Origin of the sequence: Isoptericola sp. NPDC056618, assembly GCF_042792715.1 — a bacterium.
In the GTDB taxonomy this organism is placed as follows: Bacteria; Actinomycetota; Actinomycetes; order Actinomycetales; family Cellulomonadaceae; genus Isoptericola; species Isoptericola nanjingensis.
Genome location: NZ_JBHTVZ010000018.1, coordinates 1 through 12,438, shown reverse-complemented (window position 1 = coordinate 12,438; position 12,438 = coordinate 1). Strand labels below are relative to the sequence as shown.

Below are 12,438 nucleotides of genomic sequence, written 5' to 3'. Positions count from 1 at the left end.
CCGCGGGCGCGCCCCCGCGCCCCGGGGGGGGGGGGGGGCCCCGCCCCCCCCCCCCCCCCCGGGGGGCCCCCCCCCCCCCCGGCGCGGCGGGCGGGGGGGCGGCGGCCCCCCACGACGGGGTTCAGGGAGTCCCCGACGATCCCGTAGATGCGCTTCACGCCGGCGGCGACGAGCTGGTCGACGAGGTGTTCGGCGACGGTGCGGGCCATGACGAGACCTCCTGATGACGGCGGCTGGTCCGTCTCGATCCTGCCTCCGGTGGCGTGTTTCCGCAGGACGTCGGGACGTGAGGTGGCGCACCCGCAGGCGTCCCCGACGGGGTTGACCTCAACCGAGGTTCAGGTCACAGCATCGGGGGATGACGACGACGAGCTCACCCCCGGCCCCGTCCGCCGTGACCCCGCGGGCCGTCCCGCGCCACGTCCGCGACCTGGTCGCGCGCGTCACGGGCGACGAGAAGCACGACCCGAGCGCGCACTCGACCCTCGACGTCGTGTGGACGCTGTACGACCAGGTGCTCCGCGTCGACCCGGCCCGCCCGGACGCCCCCGACCGCGACCGGTTCCTGCTCTCCAAGGGCCACGGCCCGGCCTCGACGTACGCCGTGCTGGCGGCGAAGGGCTTCTTCCCGGCGTCGTGGCTGGACGACGTCGCGTCGTTCGAATCGCCCCTGGGCCACCACCCCGACCGCACGCTGGTGCCGGGCATCGAGATCGGCAGCGGCTCGCTCGGGCACGGGCTGCCGCTCGCCGTCGGCCTGGCGCTCGGGCTGCGCGGCCGGTCGCGGGCGCGCGTCGTCGTCCTCGTGGGCGACGCCGAGCTCGACGAGGGCAGCAACGCGGAGGCGATCCAGGTCGCCGGCCGGTACGGGCTCGGCAACCTCACCTGCGTCGTCGTCGACAACCACAGCGACAACCTGGGGTGGCCCGGCGGCATCGCGCCCCGGTTCGCGCTCGAGGGCTGGGCGGCCGCCGAGGTGCGCACGCACGACCAGCCCCGCCTGACCGCCGCGCTGCGGCGCACCGAGGCCGACCGGCCGACGGTCGTCGTCGTCGACACGACCGGCACCACCCAGGAGGCGGCATGACCACTCAGGCGACCGCACCCGCGCTCGACCTGCGCACCCGCTTCTACGAGGAGCTCGACCCGCTGCTCGACGCGCACCCGGACGTCGATGTCGTCCTGGCCGTGATCGGCTCCGGCTCCATGGGCCGCGCGATCGCGCGCCACCCCGGCCGCGTCATCGACGTCGGTATCCGCGAACAGGCGCTCATCGGCGTGGCCGGCGGCCTGGCCCTGGCCGGGCGGCGGCCGATCGTGCACACGTTCGCGTCGTTCCTCGTGGAGCGGCCCTACGAGCAGGTGAAGCTCGACCTCGGGCACCAGGACGTCGGCGCCGTGCTGGTCAGCGCCGGCGCGTCGTACGACGTGTCGGCCGGCGGCCGCACCCACCAGTCGCCCGCGGACGTCGCGCTGATCTCGGCGCTGCCGGGCTGGACGGTGCACGTGCCGGGCCACGCCGACGAGGTCGCCGAGCTGCTGCACGGCGAGGCCGCCGGCACCGGCCGCACGTACATCCGGCTCTCCGGGCAGCGCAACGCCCGGCCCGGGCCGGTGGACGGGCGGCTGCACCTGGTGCGCGATGCCGCGGTGACGCCGCCGCCGTCCGGCTCGGCCCCGCTGGTCGTCGCCGTCGGCCCGATGCTCGACACCGTGCTGGACGCCGTCGCCGACCTGCCCGTCCGCGTCGCGTGGACGGCCACGCCGCACCCGCTCGACGCCGAGGGGCTCCGCGCGCTGGCCGGCCCGGCGCCGGTGCTCGCCGTCGTGGAGCCGTACCTGGAGGGCACGAGCGCCGCCGCCGTCGCGGCGGCGCTGGTCGACCGGCCCAGCCGCGTGCTGCACGTCGGCGTGCCCGGCGAGACCGAGCTGCGGCGGTACGGGACGCCGCGCGACCACGCCGCCGCGCACGGCCTCGACGCGGCGGGGGTCCGTCGGCGGGTGGCGGCGTTCCTCGCCTGACCGCCGGACCGGGTGCCTACGCTGACCGGGTGAGCAACGACGTGAGGAACATCCGGACCGCCCTCGAGAACATCCCCGAGCCGTGGCAGCCGCACCTGCTGGCGAGCGTCAACGACTACGCGGTGAAGGTGGTCAAGCTCGACGGGGAGTTCGTCTGGCACACGCACGACGACACGGACGAGCTGTTCCTCGTGCTCAGCGGGCAACTCACGATCCAGCTCCGGGACCGTGACGTCGTCCTCGGGCCGCAGGACGTGTTCGTCGTGCCGCGCGGCGTCGAGCACTGCCCGCGGGCGGACGGCGAGGTGCACGCGCTGCTCGTCGAGCCGACCGCCACGGTCAACACGGGGGACGCCGGGGGCGAGCGGACCGCGCCCCTGCGCGAGCTCGGCTGAGCGCCGTGCCCTCGTCGGCTCGCGACGTGAGCGCGGCCTACGCGGTACGGGCGCAGGAGTACGCGGACCTGTTCGGCTCGATGGACGCGGTGCACGACGACGACCGGGCGCTCGTCGAGCGCTGGGCCGCCGGGCTGACCGGCCGCGTCGTCGACGCCGGGTGCGGGCCGGGGCACTGGACGGACTTCCTCGCCCGCCGCGGACTGGATGCCGAGGGCGTCGACCTCGCGGAGCCGTTCCTGGCGCGTGCCCGGGCCGAGTATCCCGGCGTCCCGTTCCGCCGCGCCGCGCTCGCCGACCTCGGCGTGCCCGACGGCGGCCTCGGCGGCGTGCTGGCCTGGTACTCGCTCATCCACAGCCCGCCGGCGGAGGCCGATGCCGTGCTGGCGGAGCTCGCCCGCGCCGTCGTGCCGGGCGGCGGGCTGCTGCTCGGGTTCTGCCGCGGCCCTCGTGTCGAGCCGTTCGACCACGCCGTGACGACCGCCTGGTTCTGGCCCGTCGACGAGCTGGCGGCGCGGGTCGAGCGGGCGGGGTTCGACGTCGTGGAGACGGCCGAGCGCACCGACTCCGGCGTCCGGCCGCACGGCGCGATCAGCGCGCGGCGTCGGGCGGCGGGTCCAGCGTGACGGCGCCGCCGTACTCCACGGGCGGGCGGACCCGGCCGAGGTAGAGGTCCTGCACCTCGTCCATGCCCTGACCGCGGGCCGCAGCGCCTCCCTCTACCCACGCCCTGTCGGCGCAGCAGCCCCTGGGCGTACTGGTCGAGGACGGTCAGGACGCCCGGGTGCTCCCACATGCGGTCTCGAACTGCACGTGCGCGACGGCCGCCTGGAGCAGGACGGGCACGTCGTCGCGGCGGACGAACTCGACCAGGTCCTCCATCGCAGCCGGCACGAGCGGCGCCTGGGGTGCGACGTGCGAAGCGCCCCGGGGACAGTTCGCGCTCGTCCCGATCCACACGAGCTGGTCGCGCCAGCGCCCGGCGTGGTCCTCCCAGCCGTGCTGTCCCGACAGGAGCGCACGGTGCATCTCCAGGATCGCGTCGGTGTCGAGTCGGTCCGCCAGCGCGAGCGCAGCTTCCATGGCGCGGGCGTTCGCGACGACGGTACGGGCGTCCGTCGAGGTCGACTGCTCGATCTCGGCGAGGGCCAGCTGTCGGGGCCCGACGGTGAGGTCCTCGATCTGGGACGACGACGCAGACTCCGTGCGCAGGAGGATCGAGCTCATCGGGCCGAGCGTCGGACTCGTCGTCCCGAGGACCTTGGCCGCGTACCCGTCGAAGCGGCTGAGGGCAGCGGTGGCCTCCTCGGGGTTCGCGGACAGGGCCGCAGTGATGTTCGGCACCCAGCTGACCACCGTCGGTGGGACGGTCGAACGGTAGGGTCCGGACGCTGCAGCGCGCGCGGACCGGCTCGTCATCCCGTCGGAGTCGGCAACCCCGTACTCGTCGACGTACCCGAGGGCGGGGACCTTGACCATGAGGGCCATCAGAATCAAGGTTTCGGCGAAACCTTGATGAAGACGCGTCCGTCAGTCCAGGTTGCGCAGCGCCGTCGGGATCGCCGTGTCCCCGGCGGAGAAGCGGACGAAGCGCCGGACGGTCGCGGGCTCGCGCAGCGCCGCGGCCACGACCTGCGCGACGTCGGCGCGCGGCACGCTGGTGTCCGTCCCGGCAGGGACGGCGCCGGTCTCGGGCAGGACGGCGATGCGCCCGGTGGGCGGCTCGTCCGTCAGCGTGCCGGGGCCGAGGATCGTCCAGTCCAGGTCGGTGGTGCGCAGGTGGTCGTCGGCGGCGAGCTTGGCGTCCGCGTAGGCGAAGAAGCCCGCGGTCTCGGGCACGCCGTGCTCGGGCGTCGAGCCCACCCACGACACCATGACGTACCGGCGCACCCCGGCGCTCGCCGCAGCGTCCATGGAGCGGATCGCGGCGTCCCGGTCGACGGCGTACGTGCGCTCCGGGTCGCCGCCGCCGGCCCCGGCGGACCAGACGACGGCGTCCGCGCCGGCCAGCGCGGCGGCGATCTCCTCGGTGCTCGCGTGCTCGACGTCCAGCAGCGCGGGCTCCGCGCCGAGGTCGGCGACGCGGTCCACCTGCTCGGGCTTGCGCACCATCCCGACGACGTCGACCACCGGCCCGGTGCCGCCGTCGGCCAGCAGCGGGACGAGCTGGCGCGCGACCTTGCCGAGCGCGCCGATGACGACGACCTTCATGACGACCTCCGAAGCGGGAGCGGCGGGAGCAGACCTCCACCGTCGCCCACCACGGGCTCGGACGCCAACCCGTGCGGCCGCGTCAGGAGGCGTCGCGGCGACGGGCCGCCGCGACGATCGCCCACCCGGCGAGGCCCAGCAGCAGCGCGGCGGACAGCAGCCCGGTGACGCCCGCGCCCGTGGTGGGCAGCATCCCCGGGCCGCCTGGCGCGGCAGGACCGTCCGGCGCCGCCGGGCCGCCCGGGCTGCCAGGCCCCGGGACGTCCGGCCCCGGGGCGGCGGTCGGGCCCGAGGTCGGGCTCGCGGTCGGCGTGGCCGTCGGGCTGGGCGTGGCCGTCGGGCTGGGCGTGGGCGTCGGTCCCGCGACGTCGTCGTTGGTGACGGTGCACGTGACCGCGTCGTCGGCCCCGACGCTCACGACGTCGCCGGCCACCTCCACGTCGTCGCCCGTGACGTCGTCGACGCACACCCAGCCGAGCGAGTCATAGCCCCCCGGCCCGTCCTCCGCGAGGGCGTAGTCCCCGGCCTCGACGGGGGCGAACGTGACGGCGTCGTCGCCGGTCACGCCCTCGATCCCGACCGGGCCGGTCGCCGAGAGCGTCCAGTCGCCGACGGTGGCCGTGCCGCCGTCGTCGTTGACGACCTCCTTGACCAGGGTGAGCATGGGCGGGCAGGTCACCCGGTTGGTCACCTCGACCTCCCGGACGGGGAACGCCGCGGTGGTGTCGAACGGCAGCGGCGCGGGGTCCACCGCCTCGCCGTCCACGGCGGTCACCTCCGCGTCCGCCAGCACGCACCCGTCCGGGACGGACGCCGCCTCGTCGACGGTGACCTCCTCGGGGCCCTGGTACCCGCCCCGCAGGTCGCTCCAGTCCTGGTCCGTCGCCCCCGCGCCACCGGGACCCGTCAGGGACAGCTGCGCCGTGAAGCCGTCCGGCTGGTCTCCCTCGGTGACCTCGACCCCGTCGATCACCCAGGTCTTGTCCACCACGATGCTGCTCAGCGGCTGGTTGTACACCGTGCAGCTCACGAAGCCCGAGGCCGGCAGCGTCACGGTGAACCCGGTCTGGCCGTCGCTCGCCGCCGTCACCGGGGCGTCGTCGTCGAGCTTGTCGACGCAGACGGCGTTCTGGCCGTCGACGGGCACCAGCGTGTAGCCGTCCTGCTGGGTCTCGGACAGCGACACGTCGGCGTCCTCCGGGACGCCCGCGTAGTCGACGTCGAAGGCGACGCTGCCGGTGCCGTCGTCCGACGTGGTCGCCGACGGGGGATCGAGCGTCACCCCCGGCGCGGACGTGACGGCGTCGAACTGCCAGCCCTCGCCGGCGGGGACGGCGCCCGAGACGTCGCCCGCCTCGTTGGCCGCGGGCACGAGCGCCTTGGTGACGTTGATCCGGCCCTCGCAGCCGCCCAGGAGCACGTCGCGCAGCGCCGACCCGGCGGCCTCGAAGTCGTCGAGGTCGAAGTAGTCGGCGTCCTCGGGGTCGCCGCCCGTGTAGAACGTCTCGCCCGAGAGGGCCCGCAGGTTGAGCCGGGTGACGTCGTCGATCCCGGAGCCGACGCCGAGCACGAGCAGCCGGGAGCCGTCCGCCTTGACCGCGTTCGCCGAGTAGATGCCGTTCTCGACGTCGCGCAGGTGCGTGGTCCCGCCGGTGCCCCCGCTGCCCGTGGCGCCGAAGCGGGTCGGGTTGCCGTCGGTGATCATCACGACGATCTCGTACTCCGGGGCTGCGTCCGCGACGACCCGCAGCCCCTGGTCCCAGTTCGTGCCGGAACCGGTGGTCCAGTCGGCGTACTGCGCCTTGAACGCGTCGGCCCCCTGCTGGGTGGCCACGCTCACGAGGTCAGGGTGGTTCCCGTCCGACCCGGAGCTCGGCGAGAAGCGGTCGAAGGAGAACACGGCGAGCCGGGACGGGGTGCCGACCAGGGCGTCCGCCACCGAGTCGGTCGCCGCCTTGAGGTCGGCCACCTGGCTGCCCAGCGACGACGACAGGTCGAGCACGAACGCGATGTCGGCGCCGCACTGCGCCGCCAGCCCGGGGTTGGTCCGCGACTGCTGCCAGATCCCCTCCGAGTCGGTCACCGGCCGGCCGCTCGACGCGGGACCGGCCATGAAGTCGATGCTCGTGTCGAGCGACGAGTAGGTCTGCCCGCCGGCGAGCGCCGGGGTCGTGAAGGCGTACGGCTCCTCCGTCGAGCTCGACCCGCTGCCCGGGCCGACCCGGAGCGTCGGGTTGACGAACCAGCCGTCGGGGGCCGAGATCTGCTTGACCACGAGCTGCTCCCCGGCGTTCTGCCCACCGGTGGCGGTGTCCGGCACCGTGAAGGAGCAGTCGCCGTCGCCGTCGGAGACGCAGACGCCCCACTCGTCGTCCACCACGTCGGTGGCGCCCACGTCCTCGTACAGGCCCAGCGTCACGCCCGGCAGCGGGGCCACCCCGCCGTCCGCGGCCCGGTCGCCCCCGACGCGCACCGTGACGACGGACTCGTCGGATCCCGGCGCCGGCACGTCGGCGGACGCCACCTGGGCGGCGGCCACGAGCCCCGCCCCGACGACCAGGGTCACGCACACCGCGCCAGCTCGCCGTCGACCGACCACGCCGCGCATCCCAGCTCCCGTCCCTCCGGGTCCGTCCCCAGGAAACGCTATGTCGAGGCGGGCAGGTCCGCATCGCGGCCCGTGCGGCCCGCAGCGGTGCGGGCGGCCAGCGCGGCGAAGCCGAGTGCCAGCACGGCCTGCACGCCGACGGCGACGACGAACCCGCGCGGCAGGCCGGCGTCAGGCACCCCGGCGTGCGCCGCGACCGCCTGGAACAGCCCGCCGAGCACGGCGACGCCGAGCCCCAGGCCGAGCTGCTGCAGGGTGGTGAACAACCCGCCCGCGACGCCGGCCGCCCAGCTGGGCGTGCGCGACAGGACGGTGCGCAGCACCGGCCCGTACATGAGTGCCTGCGCGGCCCCGAGCGCCATGAGCAGCGGCTGCAGGGCCGCCGTCGTCCCGCCGTGACCGCTGCCGACGACGAGCGCGAGCCCGCCGAGCACGGCGGCCTGCGCGACGGCGGCCCCGGTCATCGTCCAGCGCCCGGTGCGCCGCTCGATGGCGGGCGTGGCGAGGGCCGTCGCGACGAACGCTCCGCCGAACCCGAGCAGCAGCACGACCGTGCCCCAGGCGTCGGCGCCGAGGGCTCCCTGCGCGAGCGCCGAGAACTCGTACAGGAACGCCCCGTACCCGGTGAAGAACAGGAGCGTCATGACCAGCCCGTCCCGCACGACGCGGGTGCGCAGCACGCGCGGCGGCACGACCGGCAGCTCGCCGCGCCGCTCGGCGGCGCGCTGCGACCGGGCGAACAGGGCCAGCACGACCCCGGCCGCGGCGAGCATCCCGAGCAGCGCGGGCGGCCACGCGGTGGACGCGCCGAGCGTCAGCGGCACCACGAGCAGCAGCAGGCCGGCGGCCAGCAGGCCGGCACCGCGCAGGTCGAGGGCGAGCGGCGCCGTCGAGCGCGACTCCGGGACGCTGCGCAGCGCGAGCAGTGCGGCGACGGCGATCACCCCGGTGGCGGCCTGCACGGCCCGCCAGCCCAGGTGGTCGCCCGCGACGCCGGCCACCGCGCCCGCGAGCACCTGCCCGGCGATCGTCGCGACGCCGCTGACGGCGGTGAACAGGGTGACGCCGAGGACCCGCAGGCGGTCGGGCGCGGTGGCCTGGATCGTGGAGAGCACCTGCGGGGTGAACAGCCCCGCGGCGACGCCGAGCCCCGCGCGCAGCGCCACGAGGGCGGGCAGGGTCGGGGCGAACGCCGCCAGGACGGACAGCGCGGCGAACGCCGTCAGGCCGGCCGCGAGCAGTCGCCGTCGTCCGTAGCGGTCGCCGAGCCGCCCGGCCACGACGAGCGTCGCGGCGAACGTCGTCGTGTACGCGGACAGGACGAGCTGGCCGCCCGACACCGCAACGCCGAGGTCGGCCGTGATCGCGGGCGCGAGCAGGTTGACCGAGCCGAACGTCATGTTGACGGGCAGGTACGCGACGAGCAGGACGGCGAGCCCGAGGCCGGTGAGCGCCCGGGGTGCGATCGACGCGGCGGGCACCGACGGGGCGGACGCGGCCGCCCGTCCGGCGCGCGAGGTGGTGGTCGTGGTCATGACGACGACGGTGCGCCCGCGTCCATCCTGGTACCAGGAGCCTGCCGATCGTGGTACCGCCACCACCTGGTTGCGCGCCCGGGCGGGGGTGACACTGGGGCGGTGACCTCGACGACCCCCGACCGCGCCGCCCTCGGCGCCTTCCTGCGCGAGCGCCGCGGGCGCGTGACCCCCGGCGACGTCGGGCTGCCCGCGGGCGGACGGCGCCGCACACCGGGTCTGCGCCGCGAGGAGGTGGCGCAGCTCGCCGGCGTGGGGGTCACCTGGTACACGTGGCTGGAGCAGGGGCGGGCCAGGAACGTCTCGGACCAGGTGCTGGAGGCCGTCGCCCGGGTGCTGCGGCTCGACGGCGCCGAGCGTCGCCACCTCATGGTGCTCGCCGGCCGCGAGACCGCCGTCGCGCCCGGACCTCCGCCCGGGGTGCGGCCGGAGCAGCTCGCCGTGCTGGCCGGCCTGCTCCCGTACCCGGCGGCGGTGCAGACCGACGCGTACGACCTGCTCGCCGCCAACCGGGCCTACCGGTACCTGTTCGACGACCTCGACGCCCGCCCGCCCGAGGACCGCAACTGCGCCTGGCTGATGTTCACCGAGCCGCGCTGGCGCGGGGCCCTCGGCGAGGCGGAGGACACGGTGCTGCACAACATCGCCGCCCGGCTGCGGGCGCGTGAGCCCGAGCACCGCGACGACCCTCGCTGGTCCGCGCTGCTGGCGCGGCTGCGCGCGTCGTCGGCGGACTTCGTGCGGCACTGGGAGTCGTACGACGTCGCCGGGGACGGCACCCAGCTGCGGCACTACCGCTCGGCGCGCGCGGGCCGGCTCGACGTGCACTTCCAGAGCCTGTGGCTGGACCGGGCCCGCGGCGACCGGATCATCGTCATGACGCCGGCCGACGAGGCGACGGCGCAGCGGCTGGAGCGGCTGGACGCGCTGGTGGGGGCGGCGCCCGCCGTGACGTCCCGGGAGGACGACGGGTCCGCTCGTCGTGGATTGGCCGTGTCGGTCACCGGTCCGGCGGGGGGATGATGGTCCCCGTGCGCACCATCCGACAGAGCCGCAAGCTCCGCGGCGTCCGCTACGACGTCCGCGGTCCCATCCTCGTCGAGGCCCAGCGCCTCGAGGCCGAGGGCCACCGCATCCTCAAGCTGAACATCGGCAACACGGCGCCGTTCGGCTTCGAGGCACCGGCGGCCATCCAGGCCGACGTCGTGCACCACCTGCCGGAGGCGCAGGGGTACAGCGACTCGCGCGGCATCTACGAGGCGCGCACCGCGGTGGCGCAGTACTACCAGTCGCGCGGGCTGCGCGACACGAGCGTGGACGACGTGTTCATCGGCAACGGCGTCTCGGAGCTCATCTCGATGGTGCTGCAGGCGTTCGTCGACGAGGGGAACGAGATCCTCGTCCCGGCGCCGGACTACCCGCTGTGGACGGGCGCCGTCACGCTGTGCGGCGGCACCGCCGTGCACTATCGGTGCGACGAGGAGAACGGCTGGATGCCGGACCTCGAGGACCTCGAGTCGAAGATCACCGAGAACACGCACGCCATGGTGATCATCAACCCGAACAACCCCACCGGCGCCGTGTACAGCAAGGAGATGGTGGAGGCGATGGTCGACATCGCCCGCCGTCACGACCTGGTCGTCCTCACCGACGAGATCTACGAGAAGATCCTGTTCGACGGCGCCACGCACCACCACGCCGCGGCCGCCGCGGGCGACGACGTGCTGTGCCTGACGTTCAGCGGGCTGTCCAAGGCGTACCGCGTGTGCGGCTACCGGGCCGGGTGGGTCATGGTGTCGGGTCCGAAGGAGAACGCCACCGAGTTCCTCGAGGGACTCACCCTGCTGGCGAACATGCGCATGTGCGCCAACGTGCCCGCGCAGCACGCCATCCAGACGGCGCTGGGCGGGTACCAGTCGATCGACGAGCTGATCGTGCCCGGCGGCCGGTTCTACGACCAGGCGATGCTGGCCGACAAGCTGCTCAACGAGATCCCCGGCGTCACCTCCGTGCGGCCGAAGGGCGCGCTGTACTGCTTCCCGCGCCTCGACCCGGAGATGTACCCGATCGAGGACGACGAGGCGTTCGTCATCGACCTGCTGCGGGCCAAGAAGATCCTCGTGACCCACGGGACCGGGTTCAACTGGTTCGAGCCGGACCACTTCCGCCTGGTGACGCTGCCCGACGAGGAGGTCCTCACCGAGGCCATCGGCCGCATCGGGGAGTTCCTGGCCACGCGCCGGCGGTAGCCCGCCCCACCCATTCTGCAACTAGTGGTTGCACATCCGCTGCCCGCGGGCTAGCGTGATGTGCAACCACTAGTTGCAGGAGGGGTCATGGGTTCGACGAGCGAGCTGGGAAGCATCGAGCGGGAGATCTACGTCGAGGCCTCGCCGGAGGTCGTCTTCGAGGTGGTGAGCAGCCCGGAGCACGTCCGGCGGTGGTGGCCAGACGACGCGGACTTCGACCCGGAGCCCGGCACGGCGGGGTCGATCACGTTCGGCGAGGGCCCGGACCGGACGGTCGAGTCGTTCACGGTGGTCGAGTCGCTGCCGCCGCGGACGTTCTCGTTCCGCTGGACGCACCCGGCGGGGCAGGGGGCGACGGCGGGCAACTCGCTGCTCGTCACCTTCGAGCTCGTCCCGTCCGGCGACGGGACGCTGCTGCGCATGACCGAGACCGGCTTCCGTGAGCAGGGTTGGGAGGTCGCGGTCCTCGAGCAGCGCTACCGCGAGCACGTCGAGGGCTGGGCCTACTACCTGCCGCGGCTGGTGACGTACGCGGGGTCGCTGGAGGTCCGGCCATGACCGGGACGTCGTCGTCCGTGGACGACGGGCTCTGGTCCGCGATCGGCGACCCCACGCGACGCCGCATCCTCGACCTCCTGCTGGCCGACGGCGGCGGCACCGCGTCGTCGCTGAGCCGGCAGCTGCCGGTCACCCGGCAGGCCGTGGCCAAGCATCTCGACGTGCTCGACCGCGCCGGCCTCGTCCGCTCGACGACGGCGGGACGGGAGAAGCGGTGCGAGGTCGACGCCGCCCAGCTCGAGCGCGCCGCCGACCAGCTGGCCGCCGTCGGCCGCACCTGGGACCGGCGCCTGCAGCGCATCAAGGCGATCGCCGAGGCGATCGAGACCACGAGAAGGAGCTGATCACGATGGTGGACATCCTGCACAGGATCGCGACGACGACCGCGACGCCCCAGGCGATGTACGACGCCCTGACGACCGTGGACGGCCTCGCCGGCTGGTGGACCCAGGACACGACGGGCGACGCCGGCCTCGGCGGGAAGGTCGAGTTCCGCTTCCCCGACGGCGGCTTCGTGATGGAGGTCGAGGAGCTGCGACCGAGCGAGCGCGTCGTGTGGCGCGTCGTCGACGGCCCCGAGGAGTGGGTCGGCACGACCGTCGAGTGGGACCTGCGCCAGGACGGCGGCTGGACCGTCCTGCTGTTCGCGCACCGCGGCTGGCGCGAGCCCGTGGAGTTCATGCACCACTGCAGCACCAAGTGGGCCACGTTCCTGCAGAGCCTCAAGGCCCTCGTCGAGGGCGCCGACGCCGCGCCGTCGCCCCGGGACGTGAAGATCGACAACTGGAACTGAGCGACACCCCGAGGTAGTGCCTCCCGTCCTCCGGTCGTGCCCGCCGTGCACGACCGGAGGACGGGAG

Annotated in this window: 14 protein-coding genes; 9 read left to right on the top strand and 5 right to left on the bottom strand. The window is 74.7% G+C overall.

Annotation, left to right across the window (positions count from 1 at the left end; translation table 11 throughout):
- On the bottom strand, positions 1 to 209 hold a 209-nt coding region (locus ACFQ8T_RS17675; RefSeq protein WP_430547872.1), incomplete at its 3' end, for a hypothetical protein.
- 149 nt (positions 210 to 358) lie between these two features.
- Here ACFQ8T_RS17675 and ACFQ8T_RS17670 point away from each other — a divergent pair.
- Genes ACFQ8T_RS17670 through ACFQ8T_RS17655 form a run of 4 tightly spaced genes read left to right on the top strand, consistent with a single transcriptional unit; the run spans position 359 to position 3,043 of the window.
- Positions 359 to 1,087, top strand: a complete 729-nt coding sequence (locus tag ACFQ8T_RS17670; protein WP_430547789.1) for a thiamine pyrophosphate-dependent enzyme — start codon at positions 359 to 361, stop codon at positions 1,085 to 1,087.
- Positions 1,084 to 2,022, top strand: coding sequence for a transketolase family protein (locus tag ACFQ8T_RS17665; protein ID WP_430547788.1), 939 nt, complete (start codon positions 1,084 to 1,086; stop codon positions 2,020 to 2,022). The genes ACFQ8T_RS17670 and ACFQ8T_RS17665 overlap by 4 nt, the downstream gene beginning before the upstream one ends.
- 29 nt (positions 2,023 to 2,051) lie before the next feature.
- A complete protein-coding gene (locus ACFQ8T_RS17660; protein WP_430547787.1) occupies positions 2,052 to 2,417 on the top strand; it encodes a cupin domain-containing protein in 366 nt (121 codons plus the stop codon).
- Positions 2,418 to 2,443: 26 nt separating this feature from the next.
- Positions 2,444 to 3,043 carry a class I SAM-dependent methyltransferase gene (locus ACFQ8T_RS17655; protein WP_430547786.1) on the top strand — a complete coding sequence of 200 codons (600 nt, stop codon included), beginning with the start codon at positions 2,444 to 2,446 and terminating at the stop codon, positions 3,041 to 3,043.
- A 145-nt stretch (positions 3,044 to 3,188) separates the two neighbouring features.
- Here ACFQ8T_RS17655 and ACFQ8T_RS17650 read toward each other — a convergent pair whose 3' ends face one another.
- The 4 genes from ACFQ8T_RS17650 to ACFQ8T_RS17635 all read right to left on the bottom strand — a co-directional run bounded on the left by ACFQ8T_RS17650 (position 3,189) and on the right by ACFQ8T_RS17635 (position 8,771).
- Entirely contained in the window at positions 3,189 to 3,905 is a 717-nt protein-coding gene (locus tag ACFQ8T_RS17650; protein WP_430547785.1) for a Fic family protein, read from the bottom strand.
- A 42-nt stretch (positions 3,906 to 3,947) separates the two neighbouring features.
- On the bottom strand, positions 3,948 to 4,628 hold the full coding sequence (locus tag ACFQ8T_RS17645) for an SDR family oxidoreductase (RefSeq protein ID WP_430547784.1): 681 nt from the start codon (positions 4,626 to 4,628) through the stop codon (positions 3,948 to 3,950).
- Between the two features lie 82 nt (positions 4,629 to 4,710).
- On the bottom strand, positions 4,711 to 7,194 hold the full coding sequence (locus ACFQ8T_RS17640; protein ID WP_430547783.1) for a hypothetical protein: 2,484 nt from the start codon (positions 7,192 to 7,194) through the stop codon (positions 4,711 to 4,713).
- Between the two features lie 80 nt (positions 7,195 to 7,274).
- Positions 7,275 to 8,771 carry an MFS transporter gene (locus ACFQ8T_RS17635; RefSeq protein WP_430547782.1) on the bottom strand — a complete coding sequence of 499 codons (1,497 nt, stop codon included), beginning with the start codon at positions 8,769 to 8,771 and terminating at the stop codon, positions 7,275 to 7,277.
- Positions 8,772 to 8,873: 102 nt separating this feature from the next.
- Between ACFQ8T_RS17635 and ACFQ8T_RS17630 the strand changes: the two genes are divergently transcribed.
- The 5 genes from ACFQ8T_RS17630 (at position 8,874) to ACFQ8T_RS17610 (ending at position 12,371) form a co-directional block, all read left to right on the top strand.
- Complete coding sequence (locus ACFQ8T_RS17630) at positions 8,874 to 9,794, top strand: helix-turn-helix transcriptional regulator (RefSeq protein WP_430547781.1); 921 nt, start codon at positions 8,874 to 8,876, stop codon at positions 9,792 to 9,794.
- 8 nt (positions 9,795 to 9,802) lie between these two features.
- Entirely contained in the window at positions 9,803 to 11,020 is a 1,218-nt protein-coding gene (locus ACFQ8T_RS17625; RefSeq protein ID WP_429734439.1) for a pyridoxal phosphate-dependent aminotransferase, read from the top strand.
- A gap of 87 nt (positions 11,021 to 11,107) precedes the next feature.
- Complete coding sequence (locus tag ACFQ8T_RS17620; RefSeq protein WP_430547780.1) at positions 11,108 to 11,578, top strand: SRPBCC family protein; 471 nt, start codon at positions 11,108 to 11,110, stop codon at positions 11,576 to 11,578.
- Positions 11,575 to 11,922, top strand: a complete 348-nt coding sequence (locus ACFQ8T_RS17615) for an ArsR/SmtB family transcription factor (protein WP_429765573.1) — start codon at positions 11,575 to 11,577, stop codon at positions 11,920 to 11,922. The genes ACFQ8T_RS17620 and ACFQ8T_RS17615 overlap by 4 nt, the downstream gene beginning before the upstream one ends.
- A gap of 5 nt (positions 11,923 to 11,927) precedes the next feature.
- Positions 11,928 to 12,371 (top strand): SRPBCC domain-containing protein, encoded by a 444-nt coding sequence (locus tag ACFQ8T_RS17610; RefSeq protein WP_430547779.1) that lies wholly within the window; start codon positions 11,928 to 11,930, stop codon positions 12,369 to 12,371.
- Positions 12,372 to 12,438: the final 67 nt, after the last annotated feature.

Bases quoted from the DNA above. Each gene is read 5' to 3' on its own strand.
- ACFQ8T_RS17670 (WP_430547789.1), top strand. From the start codon at position 359: ATGACGACGACGAGCTCACCCCCGGCCCCGTCCGCCGTGACCCCGCGG.
- ACFQ8T_RS17665 (WP_430547788.1), top strand. From the start codon at position 1,084: ATGACCACTCAGGCGACCGCACCCGCGCTCGACCTGCGCACCCGCTTC.
- ACFQ8T_RS17650 (WP_430547785.1), bottom strand. From the start codon at position 3,905: ATGGCCCTCATGGTCAAGGTCCCCGCCCTCGGGTACGTCGACGAGTAC.
- ACFQ8T_RS17645 (WP_430547784.1), bottom strand. From the start codon at position 4,628: ATGAAGGTCGTCGTCATCGGCGCGCTCGGCAAGGTCGCGCGCCAGCTC.
- ACFQ8T_RS17635 (WP_430547782.1), bottom strand. From the start codon at position 8,771: ATGACCACGACCACCACCTCGCGCGCCGGACGGGCGGCCGCGTCCGCC.
- ACFQ8T_RS17620 (WP_430547780.1), top strand. From the start codon at position 11,108: ATGGGTTCGACGAGCGAGCTGGGAAGCATCGAGCGGGAGATCTACGTC.
- ACFQ8T_RS17615 (WP_429765573.1), top strand. From the start codon at position 11,575: ATGACCGGGACGTCGTCGTCCGTGGACGACGGGCTCTGGTCCGCGATC.
- ACFQ8T_RS17610 (WP_430547779.1), top strand. From the start codon at position 11,928: ATGGTGGACATCCTGCACAGGATCGCGACGACGACCGCGACGCCCCAG.